Here is a 17,112-nt window from a genome sequence, read left to right on the forward strand (position 1 = left end):
GTTTCGCATGGCTTGAGGCGCGGCCGGCTGTCCGACCAATGTTGGCCCTCTTATCGGAGAGGAATAAATTCCCCCATGCGTCTGCTTGACTCTTTGGGTCGCCTCTGGAATCTATTAAGAACATAACAGGAACAATTGTGAGTGGACACTGACCGTCATGGCGATGAGCGCCGTGGCGCGGGAGACTGTTTTTGCCCTGCGCCGCCAGATCGCGAAGATCGAGGGAACGCTGCCCGAGCGCCTGCAGGCGCCGGCCGGCGCGGTTTCCGACGCCGGCATGGCCGCCGCGGACCGCACCGTGGTCCGGCGCGGCATCGCCGTAGCCAGGCCGGATGCTTTCCTGCGCACCGGCATCGGCCGGCTCGATGCCGCCCTCGGTGGCGATTGGGGCGGCGATTTGGGCGGCGGCCTGCCGAAAGCGGCCTTGAGCGAAATCCATGGCATCGAGACCCGCGATGCCGGAGCGGTCGCCGGCTTCGCCCTGTCGCTCGCCAGCCTGATTCTCAAGCCCAGTCTGATCCTCAAGCAAGGGCCGCGATTGCCGGTGCTGTGGATCGGCACCCAGGAGGTTTTTCGGGAGGCGGGTTTTCCCTATGCCCGGGGCCTTCACGCCGCCTTCGGCATCGAGCCGGAGCAATTGCTGTTTTCCGAGGCGCCAAGGCTCGCCGATGCGCTGTGGGTCGCCGAGGAGGCGGCCCGCATGACGGCGCTCGCCGCCGTCATCCTTGAAGTCCGCGGCAATCCGCAGCGGCTGGACCTGACCGCGACGCGCCGGCTGCACGCCCGCGCGCAGAGCGCCGGCCGGCCGGTCTTCCTGCTGCGGCAGGCGGCCGAACCCGAACCGACGGCGGCGCCCGTCCGCCTCATCGTCTCGCCGGCGCCGGCAGGGCCGCGCGACACGGTCGCCGGGCCGCTTGCCGGCTCGATCGGCCGCCCCGCCTTCACCATCAGCATCGGCAAGAGCCGCACGGCCCTGCCAGGACAATTCATATTGGAGTGGAACCCCGATGAACGCATATTCGATGAAAGACGGATTGGGGAAGAACGAGCAAAGAATCCTGTCCCTGTGGTTTCCCTATCTCGCGGCCGAACGGATCCTGCGGCAGCGCCTGGGGCGGTCCTGGCGTTCCCGACCGTCGGATCACCGGCCGCTGGTGATCAGCCATCGCGACAGCAACGCGCAGCGCATCTTAGCCCTCGACGAGCGGGCTGAGGCGCTGCATCTGAAGCCCGGCATGGGCATCGCCGATGCGCGCGCCATGCATCCGTCGATCGACATAATGGAGGCCGATGCCGAAGCCGACCGGCGCCTGCTCGAAGGCCTTGCGGACTGGTGCGACCGCTATACCCCGCTGGTGGCGCTCGACGGGACCGACGGCCTGTTCCTCGACGTCACCGGCTGCACCCATCTTTTCGGCGGCGAACGCGCCATGCTGGACGAGATCCTGTCGCGCTTCTTCCATCAGGGCTTCGACGTCCGTGCCGGCCTTGCCGCGACACCCGGCGCCGCCTGGGCGGCGGCGCGGTTCTGCGGCGACCGCATCGTTGCCGGCGGCGAGGAGGAAAAGCTTCTGGCGGCCTTGCCGCTGGCGGCGCTGCGCATCGCGCCGGAAACCCGCGCCAGCCTGGAAAGTGTGGGCCTGCGCACGGCGGGCGCGGTCATGGCCGCGCCGCGCGCGCCGCTCGCCCGCCGCTTCGGTGCCTCCCTGCTCTTGCGCCTCGACCAGGCGCTCGGCCGTCTCGACGAGGCGGTGTCGCCGCGCCTGCCCGTCGCGCCGCTTTCGGTCGAACGCCATTTGGCCGAGCCCGTCACGCTGACAGAGGACATAGAACGGCTGGTGGGCATGCTGGCGACGACCCTGAAGATCGACCTCGAGCGGCGCGGCGAAGGCGCGAGAAGCCTGGCGCTGCTCTTGTTCCGCGTCGACGGCGCCGTCAGCCGCATCGCGCTCGGTACGTCGCGACCGATGCGCGAACCCCGGCTGATCCAGAAATTGTTCCATGAGCGGCTGGCCGCCCTCGAGCAGCATATCGATGCCGGCTATGGCTTCGACCTGGTGCGGCTTTCGGTGCTGGCGGCGGCGGCCTTCGACATGCCGCAGGCCGACCTGACAGGCGAAACGACCGACGACGGCGCCGATATCGCGCTGTTCGCCGACCGCATCCGCGCCCGGCTCGGCGAGGGGGCGGTTCTCAAGCCGGTCGTCGTGGAAAGCCATCTGCCCGAGCGTGCCGTCGCCACCATCCCCTTCACGGAAACCCCGCGCCGCACCACGCCGCCGAAGAAACCGGACAGGATGCAGGCGCCGATGACCATCTTCCCGCCGGAGCGGCCGATCCGGCTTTTCCGCTCGCCCGAGCCGATCGAGGTGCCGGCCACCGAAATGCCCGAGGGACCGCCGCTGAATTTCCGCTGGCGGCGAGCGCTCTACAGGGTTGCCCGCGCCGAAGGCCCTGAACGCATCGCGCCGGAATGGTGGCGTGAATTTTCGAGCGACGAAGCGGCGTCGACACGCGACTATTTCCGCATCGAGGATGCCGACGGCCGCCGCTACTGGCTCTACCGGCAAGGTCTCTATGGCGGCTCTGAAATCCCGCCGCGCTGGTTCCTGCACGGGGTCTTCGCATGAACGCGCTGACCGCCATTCCCTATGCGGAATTCGGCATCCAGTCGAATTTCTCGTTCCTGCGCGGCGCCTCCAAGCCGGAGGAGCTGGTGGTCGCGGCCAAGCTCATGGGGTTCTCCGCGATCGGGCTCGCCGACCGCAACACGGTGGCGGGCGTGGTGCGCGCCTGGCAGCAGGCCAAGGTCGAGACGCTTGCCTACCACCCCGGCAGCCGGCTGGTTTTTTGCGACGACACGCCTGATATTCTCGCCTATCCGCAGAACCGCAAGGGCTGGGGGCATCTGTGCCGCATGCTCACGCAAGCCAATCTGCGCGAGGAGAACGAAAAGGGCGCGACCCTTCTGCGGCGCGACGACCTTCTCGAATGGGGGGATCTGATGTCGCTGGCGGTCCTGCCCGACCTGGCGGCGGGGGCCGAGGGCACACTAGCCCTGCTTGGCGAGCTCAAGGACCGTTTCGGTAAAAACCTGCGGCTTGGCGTTTCGCCCGATTATGCGGGAAACGACCGCTTCAGGATCGAGCAGGCGGCGGCGATGGCGGAGCTGGCCGGCCTGCCCTTGATGGCGACCAACGACGTCCTCTACCACACGGCCGAGCGGCGCCCGCTGCAGGACGTGCTGACCGCGATTCGCCTCAACATTCCCGTTTCGGAGGTCGGGCTGGAACTCACGGCGAATGCCGAGCGCCATCTGAAGCCGCCGCTGGAGATGGCGCGCCTGTTCCGCAGGCACCCGGAGGCACTGGCCGAAACGCTGCGCTTCGCGCAGGAGCTGACCTTCTCGCTCAGCGACCTTCAGTACAATTACCCCGACGAGCCGACGCAATCAGGGCTCGGCCCGCAGGCGGAGCTGGAAAGGTTGGCGCGGGAGGGGGCGGCCAGGCGCTATCCCTCGGGCGTGCCGCAATCGGTGACGAGGCGCATCGAGGAAGAGCTCGCCCTTATCGAGCGCCTGAACTATGCCCGTTATTTCCTGACCGTCCACGACATCGTCAAATTCGCCCGCAGCCAGGATATTCTCTGCCAGGGGCGCGGTTCGGCCGCCAATTCGGTCGTCTGCTTCTGCCTCGGCATCACCGAGGTCGGGCCGGAGCGAATCGACACGCTGTTCGAACGCTTCATTTCCGAGGAGAGGAACGAGCCGCCCGACATCGACGTCGATTTCGAGCATGAGAAGCGCGAGACGGTCATCCAATATATCTACGAGAAATACAGCTCCAAGCGCACCGCGCTGGCCGCCGCCGTCATCAGCTATCGCGGCCGCTCGGCGCTGCGCGAAGTGTCGAAGGCGATGGGCCTGTCCGAGGATGTCAGGGCATCGCTCTCCGGCTCGATCTGGGGCTGGTCGACCTCCGAGCTCGGCGAGAAGGAAGCCCGGGCCGGCGGCCTCGACCGCGCCGATCCCATATCGCGGCACGTGATGGAGCGCGCCAACGAGATCATGGGCTTTCCCCGTCACCTCTCCCAGCATGTCGGCGGCTTCGTCATCACCAGGGACCGGCTCGACGAGATCGTGCCCATCGTCAAGACGGCGATGGAGGAACGCAAGATGGTCGAGTGGGACAAGGACGATCTCGACGCGGTCAAGATCCTCAAGGTCGACGTGCTGGCGCTCGGCATGCTGACCTGCCTGAAGCGCGCCTTCACTCTGCTGACGGACCATTATCCGCAGGCGCGAGACCCTTACGGGCAGCCCTATGTCCTTGCCACCCTGCCGGAAGAGGCGAAGCCGGTCTATAAGATGATCGGTCGCGCCGACACGATCGGCGTCTTCCAGATCGAATCGCGCGCGCAGATGTCGATGCTGCCGCGTCTCAAGCCAAAAGAATTCTATGACCTTGTCATCGAGGTGGCGATCGTGCGGCCCGGCCCGATCCAGGGCGACATGGTCCACCCCTATCTGCGCCGCCGGCAAGGCAAGGAGCAGCCCGAGTATCAGAAACCGGAGCTGGAGGCGATCCTCCACAAGACGTTGGGCGTTCCTCTGTTCCAGGAACAGGCGATGAACATCGCCATCGTGGCCGGTGGCTTCAAGCCGGGCGAGGCCGACGAGTTGCGCCGCGCCATGGCCACCTTCAAGCGCACCGGCACGATCGGCAATTACCGCCGGCGCATGATCGACGGCATGGTCGGCAAGGGCTACACCCGGGATTTCGCCGAACGCTGTTTCAAGCAGATCGAGGGTTTTGGCGAATACGGCTTTCCCGAAAGCCATGCCGCCTCCTTCGCGCTGCTGGTCTATGCCTCCTGCTGGTTCAAGACCTTCTATCCCGACGTGTTCTGCGCCGCGATCCTGAATTCACAGCCGATGGGGTTTTACCAGCCGGCGCAATTGGTGCGCGACGCGCGCGACCATGGCGTCGAAATCCGCGAGGTCGACGTCAATTTCTCCGTCTGGGACTGCACGCTGGAACAGGCGGCTTTCGACCCGGCCCGCATCCTGCCGCGCCATGCCGACATGCGCGGCGTCATCGCGACGCAGCACGCGGTGCGGCTCGGCTTCAGGCAGATCAAGGGACTTTCCAAGGAGCGCATGGACGCCTTCGTCGAGTGGCGCGGTTCAGGCTACGCATCCGTGCGGGATGTCTGGCTGCGCTCCGGCCTCGATGTCGCCGAGATCGAAAGACTGGCGCAGGCCGATGCCTTCCGCTCGCTCGGCCTCGACCGCCGCGCCGCGCTTTGGGCGGTGCGCGCCCTCGACGGCAAGAGTGCCGCCGAAAAGCTGCCGCTTTTCGACCGGCCGGCGCTGCGGCTACGCGAGCTGGAGCCGGAGACGAAGCTGCCGAAAATGCCGCTCGGCGAGCATGTCATCCACGATTACCGCTCGCTTGGCCTGTCCTTGAAGGCGCACCCGGTCGCCTTCCTGCGCGAACGGCTCGACCGGGCCGGCGTGACGCCCAATGCCAGGCTGTGCTCGGTGCGGGACGGACGGCGCGTCTCGGTCGCCGGGCTCGTTCTGGTGCGGCAGCGCCCCGGCAAGGGCAATGCGGTCTTCCTGACGCTGGAGGATGACGAGGCCGTTGCCAACGTCATCTTCTGGCAGCGGACCTTCGACCGCTTCCGGCCCATCGTCATGGGCGCGCGCTTCGTCAAGGTCACCGGCAAATTGCAGTCGGAATCGGATGTCGTCCACATCGTCGCCGAGAAGATCGAGGATCTGACGCCCTGGCTGACGGTGCTGCTGGAAGAGGCAGCGCCAGCCGTGCCGGCCGGGCAGGACATCGCAAGGCTGTCGGACAAGGCGGAAAAGGTCATGCCCAGGGGGCGCAATTTTCAGTAGGGGGGCGCCGTAGAATGCCGACCTTGATAATTTTCACGTCGAGCCGGCCGGCCCGCCCAGCCGTGGCGGCAGCACGTCTTCCGCCGAGATGCTCCGTGCCTCCGAAGGCAGCATGATCGGGATGCCGTCGCGCACGGGATAGGCGAGCTTGGCGACCCGCGAGATCAGTTCGCCGCGCTCGGGATCCCAGGCCAGCGGGCCCTTGGTCAGCGGGCAAGCCAGCAGCTCCAGCATCCTGGGGTCGACATTCGCTCTCTTTCCGTCACGCCCATCCGCCGCCATCGTGTCCTCTCTCAACATCCTACTGCAGGCTCGAGCCAAAATCCTCGTTCTCGCGCGCCAGCGCCATTTCGGTGATGGCGATCAGCGTTTCGGCGCGGGTCTTGAGATCGGCCGCTTCGAGCAGCGCCTGCTTCTCGGCCGGTCCATAGGGCGCCATCATCGACAGCGCGTTGACCAGCATGGCGTTTTCGGCCCGGCTGACGCTTTCCCAGTCGGCCTCCAGGTCGTTGGCCTGCAGATAGGAGCGGAACGCCCGCAGCAGCGCCGGCCGGTCGACCTCGGCGGCCGCCTGGTCGTCGTCGAGATCGGCGAGAAAGGGGGCGATCTTGCCTTGGCGGAACGGCGTCTTGACCGTCAGCTCATGGGTGACACGGAACCGGCACACACCCTGCAGCGAAATCAGGTAGCGGCCGTCGCCGGTCTCGGAAAGCGCTATGATGCGGCCGGCGCAGCCGACATTGCAGAGTTCCGGCTCGCCATCGTCGCGCAAGGCGCCGTCGAGGCTGGGCTGGATGACGCCGATCAGCCGTGAGCCGGCGATCGCCTCGTCGACCATCTGCAGGTAGCGCGGCTCGAAGATGTTGAGCGGCATGCGGCCGCCCGGCAGCAGAAGCGCGCCCTCGAGCGGAAAGACCGGGATGGTCGACGGCAGATCCCTGGCGAGCCGGTAGTGAGCGTTTCCCGCTTGCACCTCGTTCCTCCGATCGCTTCGCCTGGGAAGCGCCTCCATGCCGCGATCCGCCTGTCGCTGCCCGGGGTTGTTGGCTTCCCGAGGGAAAGGCGGGCCGGATTCGTCCTATCTGGCGCGGCCGGCGCCGGGTGCAAGCCCCGCGCGACCATTCGGCCGCGCCGGCTCAGGAAAACAGCAGCGACGACAATTTGCGCCGCGCGGCAAGCGTCGCCTCGTCGGTCATGCCCCAGGCCTCGAAGAAGCGCAGCAATTGCGCCTTGGCGCCGTCCTCGTTCCAGCCGCGGTCAGCCTTGATGATGGCCAGGAGATTGTCGGCGGCCGCATCGCGCTCGCCCCTGGCGTTCTGGACCATGGCCAGATCGAAGCGGGCCTGATGGTCGCCGGGATTCTCAGCCAGCCGGCGCTCGAACTCCGCCGGGTTGCCGAGTTCGGACGCTTGCGCGGCCAAGGTCATCCTGGCGCGCAGCGCGGCCAGCGGCGGCGCATCGGCCTTGGCCTGCGGCGCCCGCGCCAGCATCGCCTCGGCGCCTTCGGTATCACCGGCCTCGAACAGCAATTCGCCTAGCCCCGCTATCGCCTCGATCGTCTCCGGCGCCTGCTCGAGCACGGCGTCATAGATGTCGGCCGCCGTCTGCACGTCGCCGGCAGCGCGCGCCTCGGCCGCCGCCGCCAGCGCCTCGGTTACATCAGCCGCACCATTGCCCTTGCCGCCGACCTTGTCGATGAACTGGGTGATCTGGCTCTCGGGGATGGCGCCCATGAAGCCATCGACCGGCTGGCCGTCCTTGAAGGCGATGACCGCGGGAATGGACTGGATGCCGAGCTGGCCGGCGATCGAGGGATGGTCGTCGATGTTCATCTTGACCAGCTTGACCTTGCCGCCGGCGGCGCGGACCGCCTTTTCCAGTTGCGGCGTCAGCTGCTTGCACGGCCCGCACCACGGCGCCCAGAAATCCACCAGCACCGGCTGGCGGCGCGATTCCTGGATGACATCGGCGGCAAAGGCCGCGGTGGTCGTATCCTTGATGACGTCGCCGGCGGGGGCGGCGCCGGCCGCAGGTTTCTGCGGTTCCGCGCCGCCGCCATACTGCACCGTCGTGGCATACTGGCCGCCGCTGTTGCCAAAGGAGCCGCCAAACGGATTGTTGTCACTCATGTCGTCGCCCTTTCGGTGGCGCCAGCGGATCGGCGCACTGTCCTTGGTTGGAAACCGGTTTCGCCATCCATGTGGCGATCATGCCGAGACTTTCAAGATAGCAGCATCGTGCCCGGTTGCCTCGACGAATCTGACGAGGTCGCCCGATGCGATCGACGTCGTCGCCTCATTGGTCAGCGGATGCGCGTTGATCACCGCATGCCGCATCAGCGCCTCGTCGAGCACGACCCTGACCCTGTGCTGCGTGTCGTTGATCAGGCCAAACACCGTGACTGCGCCCGGGGCGACGCCCAGAAGCTCCATCAGCATCTCCGGCTTGCCGAAGGAAACGCGGCCGGCGGCGCCGATCACATGATGGATCTGCTTCAGGTCGACGACAGCATCCTCGCCGACCGTGACCAGGAAGAAGGCGTCCTTCTTGTCCTTCAGGAACAGGTTCTTGGTGTGGCCGCCGGCGATTTCGCCGCGCAGCGCCTGCGAATCGGCGACCGTATAGAGCGGCGGATGGCGTTTCGTCGAAACGGCGATGCCGAGTTCGGCAAGAAAGGCAAAGAGCTCGGCTTCGGTCCTGGGCATGGGGTTCTCGTCTTCGGCTGGTTTCCAGCCATGCCGTTTACGGCCAATGACATGGTCGAGACAAGACCGCCGCGCGACGCGGCGCCGAATCCTTCCGTCTCCCGCCGGCGGCCCGCCGGCCTCGTCCGGCGCATTGAAAAAAGCCTGCGATTTCCCTGTTGCAATCGCCGCGCTCTTCAGCCATATAGGCCCGGCTTGCGGCCCAAAGCCGCGCGAGCGGGTGTAGCTCAGGGGTAGAGCACAACCTTGCCAAGGTTGGGGTCGAGCGTTCGAATCGCTTCACCCGCTCCAGTTTCCTCTTGGGGAATTAAGCAATTAAAAGAAAGCGCCGCCTAGTGCGGCGCTTCTTTTTTGCGCGTAGGTCATTGATATCTCCCATGACTTGGCGAGCCAGGGCACGATCTTTGTCGGCTCGCCATAGCTCTGGTCTGTTAGCGAATCGACAAGCTGACAAACGTCAACCGATCCATACCCGTGGCTGCTTTGCTGCGGATCGATGCAATCCGCCTGACTCGGACTGTCGCACCATCTCCGCTACGCACTGCCCAGAGCGATCGCGATACCCTGTCCGACACCGATGCACATCGTGGCCAGGGCCAGTCGTGCTTTTCGGGACCGCAACTCGAGCGCGGCAGTGCCGGTGATGCGAATGCCCGACATCCCAAGCGGGTGCCCGAGCGCGATCGCTCCGCCGTTCGGGTTCACATGCTCCGCGTCCTCGGGGATCCCGAGTTCGCGGAGCACGGCGATGCTTTGGGAGGCAAATGCTTCATTCAGCTCGATGATATCGAAGTCCGAAGGCGCGATGCCGAGGCGCGCGCAAAGCTTGCGTGTCGCCGGAGCCGGGCCGATCCCCATGATCCGTGGGGCAACCCCGGCCGTCGCGACGCCCAGAATCCGGGCGATCGGTGTGAGCCCGAATGCCTTGACGGAGGCTTCGGACGCGATGATCAGCGCTGCCGCTCCGTCGTTCACGCCAGAAGCGTTGCCCGCTGTGACGGTGCCACCTTCCTTTTTGAACGGCGCTGGAAGCTTGGCGAGCGACTCGGTTGTCGTTCCGGTGCGTGGATGTTCGTCGCGATCGACCACGATAGCATCGCCTTTGCGCTGGGGTACGGTCACCGGAGTGATCTCCAGCGCCAGCCGGCCATTTTCCTGAGCGGCGGCGGTCCTGGCCTGGCTGCGTGCGGCGAAGCTATCCTGATCGGCGCGGCTGACCTTGAAGGCTTCCGCAATGTTTTCGCCCGTCTCCGGCATCGAATCGACGCCATACTGCTTCTTCATCAATGGATTGACGAAGCGCCAACCGATCGTGGTGTCGTAAATCTCGGCATTGCGCGAAAACGCTTCGCCCGCCTTCGGAAGCACGAACGGCGCGCGGCTCATGGATTCGACGCCACCGGCGATGATCAGGTCGGCTTCGCCGGCCTTGATGGCCCGTGCAGCGATGCCCACGGCGTCCATTCCAGAACCGCACAGGCGGTTGACCGTGCTGCCGGGGACTTCGATCGGCAGTCCCGCCAACAGCGATGACATGCGCGCGACATTGCGGTTGTCCTCGCCTGCCTGGTTGGCGCAGCCAAAGATGACCTCATCCACTGCGAACCAGTCCAGGCCTGGATTGCGGTGCCGCAGCGCTCGCAGCGGCACTGCGCCGAGATCGTCGGTCCGGACCGAGGACAGCGAACCGCCAACCCTGCCGATCGGGGTGCGGATGTAGTCGCAGATGAAGGCCTCGGTCATTCAGAGCTCCGGTGCCGTCAAGGATTTGATTTCGCCATCGACCTTAAGCTCTGCGCCGGTCAGCGCCTTCAATTCATCGAAGCTCATCGCAAGCAGCTTCTCGCGCAGCACGAAACGACAATCGATGATGTCTATGACCGCAAGGCTCGTGTAGACCCTCGTCACGCAGCGCACGCCGGTCAGGGGAAGGCTGCAGGCTTTCACCAGTTTCGGACGACCGTCCTTGGTGACGTGATCGGTGATGACGGCCACGCGTTTTGCTCCGTGCACCAGATCCATGGCACCACCGACCGCTGGTATGCCCTTGGGTCCTGTGCTCCAGTTCGCAAGGTCACCGGTCTCGGCCACCTCGTAGGCGCCGAGAATGGCAACGTCGAGGTGTTCGCCGCGCACCATCGCGAAGCTGTCGGCATGGTGGAAGAACGAAGCGCCCGGATTGAGCGTGACCGCCTTCTTCCCCGCATTGATCAGATCCCAGTCCTCGTCGCCTGCCGCCGGGGCTTCGCCAAAATTGAGGATGCCGTTTTCGGTGTGGAAGATCGCCCGACGCCCAGGCGGCTGAAAGCTCGCCACCATCTCGGGAAAGCCTATGCCGAGGTTCACATAAGCGCCGTCCTCAATGTCCTGCGCGGCGCGCCATGCAATCTGCGCGTTGGTCAGCTTGACTGTCATGCGTATGCGACCCCTTGGCGGATAAGCGCCTCTTCCTGCATCGGGTTCGAGACCTCGATCACCTGGTCCACGAAGATCCCGGGCGTCACGACCAGCTCGGGATCAATCGCACCCGGCTGGACGATCCGGCGCGCCTGAACGACGGTCGTGCGTGCGGCCATCGCCATCAGCGGCGAGAAGTTGCGTGCCGCCTTCCTGTAGGTGAGGTTACCATGAGGGTCGGCAAGTTCCGCCTTGATGAGGGCCACATCCGCCTTCAGCCAACGTTCCTGCACATAGTGGCGCCCCTCGAACTCGGCCACAGGCTTGCCGGCCGCGAGATCGGTCCCGTAGCTCGTCGGCGTGTAGAAAGCCGGGATACCCGCGCCACCGGCGCGGATTCGTTCGGCCAGGGTCCCCTGTGGAACCAGTTCGAGCGCGATTTTCCCGGCGAGATACCGCTCGGTGAATGCCCGCGGATCGGACGAGCGCGGGAACGAGCAGATCATCTTGGCGACCATGCCATTGTCGATCATGGCGGCGATGCCGATCCGTCCGTTCCCTGCATTGTTGTTGACGATCGTAAGGTTTTTCGGGGCGCCGGTAGCGCGAAAATGGTCAATCAGGGCGTGGATCAGCTCTATCGGAGCACCTGCGCCGCCGAAGCCGCCGATCATGACGGTCATGCCGTCTTCGACGACTGCCACCGCTTCCGCGAGGCTCGCGATTGTCTTGTCCACGTAACCAGCCTTTCCCGGCTCCAAGATCGATTTCGCCGCCACACGTATCGGCAGACGAGATCTTTCGGCAAGCTGGCTTGTGCGATATCATTCGTTTGTTGACATATCGCACAAGGTGAATGGATGCCCATTTCCGAACGAGACACGATGGGTGGCTTGGCCAAGGGGTTGTCCGTCATAGAGACGTTCACGGTGGAACGGCCACGGCAGTCGATCACGGACGTCGCGAATGCGTCCGGTCTCGACAGGGCGACAGCCAGACGCTGTCTCCTTACGCTTTCCCATCTCGGCTACGCCGACTACGACGGAAAGTTCTTCACGCTCACTCCGCGCGTGTTGAGGCTCGGGACAGCCTGTCTGGCAACCATGCCGCTGCCGCATCTGGTGCAGCCTTTGCTGGATGACCTTTCGGAGCGGCTCGGCGAAAGCTCGTCCGTCTCGATTCTGGACGGCACCGACGTCGTTTACGTCGCGCGCGCGGCGCAGCGAAAGGTGATGTCGATCGCGCTGATGCCCGGCTCGCGGCTTCCGGCATACTGCACTTCCATGGGGCGCGTGCTCCTGGCAGCCATGCCTCCGGAACGCGCTGCACATCTTCTATCTTCCCATGCCCTGCCGGCGCGGACTGCTCATACCTTGACCGACCCCGACACCATCCTTGCGGAGTTAGGGCGGGTGCGGACGCAAGGGTTCGCGTTGATCGATCAGGAAGTCGAGCTCGGATTGCGCTCGATCGCCGTGCCGTTGATGACCGTGCGCGGGACGGTGATCGCAGCCGTGAACGTCGGCGTTGCGGCGACACATGTGGGTGTCAGCAATCTCGTTGCGCTCTACCTGGAGCCGTTGTGTGCACTTCAAGCTGAGCTGCGGGCAGTGCTGCGTTAGGGCGCTGCCATGGAGGGAATTAGCGTCCAAGTCGCTCGAAGTAGGAGAGCATGTTCCACCCATGATTTTGTCGACGCCCGCTTCATCGTAGCCGCGGCGGGCGAGCTCATGGAAGATCGAGGTGGCGGATCACGCCGAACACATCCTCGTCCGGAACATCCGCGAGAAGGCGGTCTCCAGCGCCTGCAGCCTTGGGCGTGAGGCGATATTCGACCCGGGCAGCAAACCCTGAACGCAATGGGCGAGGCCTTCAACCCCGAGGATTTCCATCGAGTGGTTTTCGGAGGGTGGAGCCGGACATTCGCGGCCGTCGAGACGGAGATCGCGAAACTACATTCTCGGTTCAAAGCGCGACGTTTCTTCGCGCAAGTGACTGGCCTCTCACGCACCGCCCTGTCGCTGATCCGCTGCGGCATTTTTCGCGGCCATAGCCGATCCGTTGTAGGCCTGCATCTGCGCCAGCTTCGCCATGCGCCGGGCGGCCTCTGCGAGCGCCGCGCAATGCTGTTTGAAGTTTTGCTCTATGATCTGACCGTAGGGTCCCGTAAGTCCCACCGCGTATATAACCTCACCGCTCGTCGGCCTTATCGGAAATGCGATCGAGCCCAGGCCCGGAACATGCTCGGCCAGGTCCATGGCGTAACCCTGCTCCCGAACCTCGGCCAATTCCCTGGTCAACTCTGCGATCTTCGTTTTCGTCCGATCGGTATAGCTGCGCAGCTCCGTCGCCAGGATCCTCTTCACGGTCTCCTGCGGATGAAACGCAAGGATCGCCTTGGCCGAAGCGGTCGCATTTACAGGCATGGCCATGCCCGGCATGACATAGGTCCGGACCGGAGTGTCGGGCGCGACGCAGGTGACCGAGCGCACTTCGGTACCGTCGAACTTCGACAGGAACGCCGACTGGCCGGTGCGGTCGGCCAAATCCTGAAGCGGTCGCTGCGCGAGCGTCGTCAGCCAGCCGCTATCCGGAGACATCTGTAGCAGCTGCAGCAGGCGATCGCCGAGACGGTATGTCCGATTGCGAACGCTCTCGGCGGTGATCATCCCGCTTTCGATCAAGGCATGCAGCAGCCTGTTGATCGTGGTTTTGGGCAATCCAAGCGTCGTTTCGAGTTCGATCGCCGTCAGGCCATGCTCGAACGGCGCGACCGTCTCCATGATCGAGATGTAGCGCTCGAGGGGGCTGTCCTTGGCGCTCGGCTTCTTCGACTTCGTATTCAAGGGCACCTACGCCGATCTGACAATTGCAACTGCAAGAAGGTTATCGTTCAAAACAGACATGAGGGGCAAGGTCAGTCCCTTGTTATTCCGCCGCGCCTTGAGCCCGGGGCTCCGTAGAATAGCCGAACGGCCGCACGCCCTCGATCGGTCGGGCTCCGTTAGTAACCCGAATCCGGAAATGTCCTCGCAAATTCCGAAATTCGGTATTATCCCCATTTTATGGTCCCCTCGATTGACTCGCAAGCCAAATCCTGATTATCGGACTAAATACCGATTTTCGGAGGAACTTGAAATGGCTGAACTCCCGCGTGTGACCTACTCGAACATCGGAGTGGATTTTTCCCCGGTTCACGCTCACCTCGACGCAATGATCCCGGATTTCGAGAAGAACACACTGGGTCGCGAGTGGTCGACGCCGTTTGCGACTGGCGCTCGGAAAGAGATCCTGAGCCCGATCGACAAGAAGATCTCTCTCGGCAAGTTCCCGGCTTCAACCCCGTCAGACGTCAAGTCGGCGATCCAGGCTGCCCGAGCCGGCGCGAAGGCCTGGAACCGTTCGACGCTGGACGATCGCCTTGCATTCGGCGCCCGCTGGCGAGAGGCGCTGGCGGAGCGGAAGTATGACCTTGGTTTGGCGGCGCTGTACGAGATCGGAAAGTCCCGCCTCGAGGCAGTCGGCGAAGCCGAGGAATGCCTCGACATGGTCGAGTACTACGCATCGGAGATGAAGGCGAACAACGGGTTCGTCCGGCCGATGAACATGTTGGTCGAAAACGAGACCGCTACCAGCGTCATGAAGCCCTATGGCGTCTTCGCGGTCATCGCTCCTTTCAACTTTCCGCTCGCCTTGTCGATCGGCATGGTCTCGGGTGCGCTGTTGACAGGCAATGCGGTGGTCTACAAGCCGTCGCCGGGTTGCGCGCTGACCGGATTGCTGATTGCCGAAACGCTTCGCAAGGCGGGATTGCCCGAAGGTGTTTTCAACATCGTGCTTGGCGATGGAGAGGTGGGGCGCCTTCTTGCCACCGACAACGGCATCGACGGCGTTGCATTCACGGGCTCCCATAAGACCGGCATGAGCATCTTCCGTCATATGGCAACGCTGCCCCACATGAAGCCCGTCATCGCCGAAATGGGTGGCAAGAACCCTGCCTACGTGACCAGCAAGGCCGATCTCGACCGTGCGGCGCAGGGAGTGGCGCGCTCCGCTTTTGGCCTGCAAGGCCAGAAGTGCTCCGCATGCTCGGTCGTGTATGTCGACGAGAAGGTCAAGGCGGAATTCATCGAGAAGCTGGTAGCATTCGCCGCAAAGCTGGTGGTCGGAGATCCTCGCAAGGCCGAGACCTTTATGGGCCCTGTCTATGGCGACGCCACAGTCGCCCTTTTCCAGGCCGCACTGTCGGAAGTCGAGGGCAAAGGCAAGGTGCATTTTGGGGGCGCCGCCCTGGGCCAGGGCTTTGCGGACAACTACGTCCTGCCGACGGTCGTCGAACTTGATGGTCCGGGCCGGCTGACCCGCGACGAACTCTTCATGCCTTTCGTGGTCGTCCGCGGTTTCGATAGTCTCGATGCCGCGATCGAAGAGGGCAACGACATCGCCTACGGACTATCCGCCGGCATCTTTACCAACGACCAGGAAGAGTTGCGTCACTTCCTCGACACCGCCGAAGCAGGGGTTCTCTACGCCAACCGTGCGAGCGGCGCGACGACGGGTGCATGGCCAGGCGCGCAGCCATTCTGCGGCTGGAAGGGCACCGGGGTCAGCGGCAAGGGCGGTCTCGGCTCGTGGTTCCTGCCACAGTACCTGCGCGAGCAGAGCCACACGATCATGACCAGGTGATCGAAAGAGGTCGCGCCCTTCGCCGCGGCCATCCAAGGCTGTCTCCTTCATCGGTTTACAAGATTATGCGCCACTATCCAGATTCAATGCCGAAATCCCGCGAGATGTTCGAACGGGCCCGCAAGGTCATGCCGGGAGGGAACACCCGGACAACGGTCTTCATCGACCCGTTTCCGATCTATGCCCAGCGCGGCGAGGGCTGCCGCGTCTGGGACGTCGATGGAAACGTCTACTACGACTGCATCAACAATTTCACGGCCATGATCCATGGCTACGGCCATCCCGCCGTCACGGCGGCGGTGGTGGACCAGATGCCCCGGGGATCGGCTTTCGGAGCGCCCACCGAGAGCGAACTTGATCTTGCTGAACTGCTGGTGGAGCGCCTCCCGTCGGTCGAGCAGGTTCGCTTCGCCAACTCCGGCACGGAAGGCGTCATGATGGCGATCAAGGCGGCTCGGGCGTTCACCGAGCGGCCGAAGATCGTCAAGATCGAAGGTGCCTACCATGGCTCCTACGACTTCGCGGAAGTCAGCCTGGACAGCTCGCCCGCCAACTGGGGCGACATGCCTGCCTCGACGGCATACGCGAAAGGCACGCCGAAGGGAGTTCTCGACGACGTCATCGCGGTGCCGTTCAACGATACGGAGGCGCTGCGTGCCGTCTTCGACGCGCATGGCGACACGATTGCGGGTGTTCTGATCGACCCGATGCCGAACCGCGCCGGACTTATTCCCGCGCGGAAGGACTATCTCGACGCGATGGTCGAGATCGCTCATGCCGCCGGCTCGCTGGTGATCTTCGACGAGGTGATCTCGCTCCGCCTTGGCTATTCGGGGGCGCAGGGCCTGTGGAGCATCACGCCCGATCTGACGGCTCTCGGCAAGATCATCGGCGGAGGGTTCCCGGTCGGTGCCGTCGGCGGCCGCGCCGACGTGATGGCGGTGTTCGATCCAACGCGAGGCAAGCCTCCATTGCCGCATGGCGGCACCTTCACCGCGAACCCGGTGACGATGCGAGCCGGTCTGGCGGCGATGCGCGCGTTGACCCCGGCCAGCTTCGCGCATCTGGACGCTATCGGCAGCCTGCTTCGCGACGGCATCACGGCCTCGCTTGCCCGCCATGGCCTCAACGGGCAGTGCGTCGGTCTCGGCTCGCTCTTCAAAGTCCATTTCACTGCGTTGCCGATCACGGACTATCGGTCGGTCTATCCGGGTGCGTCCGAACGCGCGAAGCTCGACCTGTTCCACAAGGGTCTGCTCGACCGCGGCGTGCTTTCGGCGAGTTACGGACTCTTCGCGCTTTCCACCTCGATGACCGAGGAAGACGCACGCGAGATCCTTTCCGCAATCGACGGCGCCCTCGCAGCAATCGCAAAGCAATGACGTAGCGCGTCCGGCGCCGGATCCATCCGGCACGGGA

The 17,112-nt window shown here is 64.5% G+C and carries 14 protein-coding genes and 1 tRNA gene; 7 read left to right on the top strand and 8 right to left on the bottom strand.

What is annotated here, in order from left to right:
• Positions 1 to 157 precede the first annotated feature (157 nt).
• The 3 genes from FJ986_RS30725 to FJ986_RS07310 are packed head-to-tail and all read left to right on the top strand — an operon-like array spanning position 158 to position 5,905.
• On the top strand, positions 158 to 1,213 hold the full coding sequence (locus tag FJ986_RS30725; RefSeq protein ID WP_140670564.1) for a hypothetical protein: 1,056 nt from the start codon (positions 158 to 160) through the stop codon (positions 1,211 to 1,213).
• The gene (locus FJ986_RS07305) at positions 1,155 to 2,630 is read left to right on the top strand and encodes a DUF6504 family protein (RefSeq protein ID WP_140670566.1); all 1,476 of its coding nucleotides are present in this window, start codon (positions 1,155 to 1,157) and stop codon (positions 2,628 to 2,630) included. The genes FJ986_RS30725 and FJ986_RS07305 overlap by 59 nt, the downstream gene beginning before the upstream one ends.
• On the top strand, positions 2,627 to 5,905 hold the full coding sequence (locus FJ986_RS07310; protein ID WP_140673857.1) for an error-prone DNA polymerase: 3,279 nt from the start codon (positions 2,627 to 2,629) through the stop codon (positions 5,903 to 5,905). The genes FJ986_RS07305 and FJ986_RS07310 overlap by 4 nt, the downstream gene beginning before the upstream one ends.
• Before the next feature lie 33 nt (positions 5,906 to 5,938).
• Here the strand turns inward: FJ986_RS07310 and FJ986_RS07315 are convergent, their stop codons facing one another.
• The 4 genes from FJ986_RS07315 to FJ986_RS07330 all read right to left on the bottom strand — a co-directional run bounded on the left by FJ986_RS07315 (position 5,939) and on the right by FJ986_RS07330 (position 8,610).
• A complete protein-coding gene (locus tag FJ986_RS07315; RefSeq protein ID WP_140514079.1) occupies positions 5,939 to 6,187 on the bottom strand; it encodes a Trm112 family protein in 249 nt (82 codons plus the stop codon).
• Positions 6,188 to 6,206: 19 nt separating this feature from the next.
• On the bottom strand, positions 6,207 to 6,878 hold the full coding sequence (locus FJ986_RS07320) for an LON peptidase substrate-binding domain-containing protein (RefSeq protein WP_140514078.1): 672 nt from the start codon (positions 6,876 to 6,878) through the stop codon (positions 6,207 to 6,209).
• 163 nt (positions 6,879 to 7,041) lie between these two features.
• Positions 7,042 to 8,034, bottom strand: coding sequence for a thioredoxin (gene trxA, locus FJ986_RS07325; protein WP_140514077.1), 993 nt, complete (start codon positions 8,032 to 8,034; stop codon positions 7,042 to 7,044).
• A 78-nt stretch (positions 8,035 to 8,112) separates the two neighbouring features.
• Complete coding sequence (locus FJ986_RS07330; protein WP_140524511.1) at positions 8,113 to 8,610, bottom strand: prolyl-tRNA synthetase associated domain-containing protein; 498 nt, start codon at positions 8,608 to 8,610, stop codon at positions 8,113 to 8,115.
• Positions 8,611 to 8,826: 216 nt separating this feature from the next.
• Here FJ986_RS07330 and FJ986_RS07335 point away from each other — a divergent pair.
• Positions 8,827 to 8,901: transfer RNA gene (locus FJ986_RS07335), tRNA-Gly, on the top strand.
• Between the two features lie 243 nt (positions 8,902 to 9,144).
• Here FJ986_RS07335 and pcaF read toward each other — a convergent pair.
• Genes pcaF through FJ986_RS07350 form a run of 3 tightly spaced genes read right to left on the bottom strand, consistent with a single transcriptional unit; the run spans position 9,145 to position 11,744 of the window.
• The gene (pcaF, locus tag FJ986_RS07340; protein ID WP_140524513.1) at positions 9,145 to 10,353 is read right to left on the bottom strand and encodes a 3-oxoadipyl-CoA thiolase; all 1,209 of its coding nucleotides are present in this window, start codon (positions 10,351 to 10,353) and stop codon (positions 9,145 to 9,147) included.
• The gene (locus tag FJ986_RS07345) at positions 10,354 to 11,025 is read right to left on the bottom strand and encodes a 3-oxoacid CoA-transferase subunit B (protein ID WP_140524514.1); all 672 of its coding nucleotides are present in this window, start codon (positions 11,023 to 11,025) and stop codon (positions 10,354 to 10,356) included. It lies immediately after the preceding gene.
• Positions 11,022 to 11,744: a 3-oxoacid CoA-transferase subunit A gene (locus FJ986_RS07350; RefSeq protein ID WP_140524516.1), complete on the bottom strand. Its 723-nt coding sequence runs from the start codon at positions 11,742 to 11,744 to the stop codon at positions 11,022 to 11,024. Before FJ986_RS07350 ends, FJ986_RS07345 begins: the two co-directional genes overlap by 4 nt.
• 123 nt (positions 11,745 to 11,867) lie before the next feature.
• Here FJ986_RS07350 and FJ986_RS07355 point away from each other — a divergent pair, with 123 nt between their 5' ends.
• Positions 11,868 to 12,629 (top strand): IclR family transcriptional regulator C-terminal domain-containing protein, encoded by a 762-nt coding sequence (locus tag FJ986_RS07355; protein ID WP_140524518.1) that lies wholly within the window; start codon positions 11,868 to 11,870, stop codon positions 12,627 to 12,629.
• A 381-nt stretch (positions 12,630 to 13,010) separates the two neighbouring features.
• Here the strand turns inward: FJ986_RS07355 and FJ986_RS07360 are convergent, their stop codons facing one another.
• Complete coding sequence (locus FJ986_RS07360; RefSeq protein WP_140514071.1) at positions 13,011 to 13,853, bottom strand: IclR family transcriptional regulator; 843 nt, start codon at positions 13,851 to 13,853, stop codon at positions 13,011 to 13,013.
• Between FJ986_RS07360 and FJ986_RS07365 the strand changes: the two genes are divergently transcribed.
• Both FJ986_RS07365 and FJ986_RS07370 read left to right on the top strand, forming a co-directional pair.
• A complete protein-coding gene (locus FJ986_RS07365; RefSeq protein ID WP_210239495.1) occupies positions 13,822 to 15,693 on the top strand; it encodes an aldehyde dehydrogenase family protein in 1,872 nt (623 codons plus the stop codon). The two genes, FJ986_RS07360 and FJ986_RS07365, sit on opposite strands and share 32 nt — an antisense overlap.
• An 86-nt stretch (positions 15,694 to 15,779) precedes the next feature.
• Positions 15,780 to 17,075, top strand: a complete 1,296-nt coding sequence (locus FJ986_RS07370; protein WP_246681778.1) for an aspartate aminotransferase family protein — start codon at positions 15,780 to 15,782, stop codon at positions 17,073 to 17,075.
• The last annotated feature ends 37 nt before the right edge of the window (positions 17,076 to 17,112 follow it).

It is taken from the genome of Mesorhizobium sp. B1-1-1, from assembly GCF_006442955.1.
In the GTDB taxonomy this organism is placed as follows: Bacteria; Pseudomonadota; Alphaproteobacteria; order Rhizobiales; family Rhizobiaceae; genus Mesorhizobium.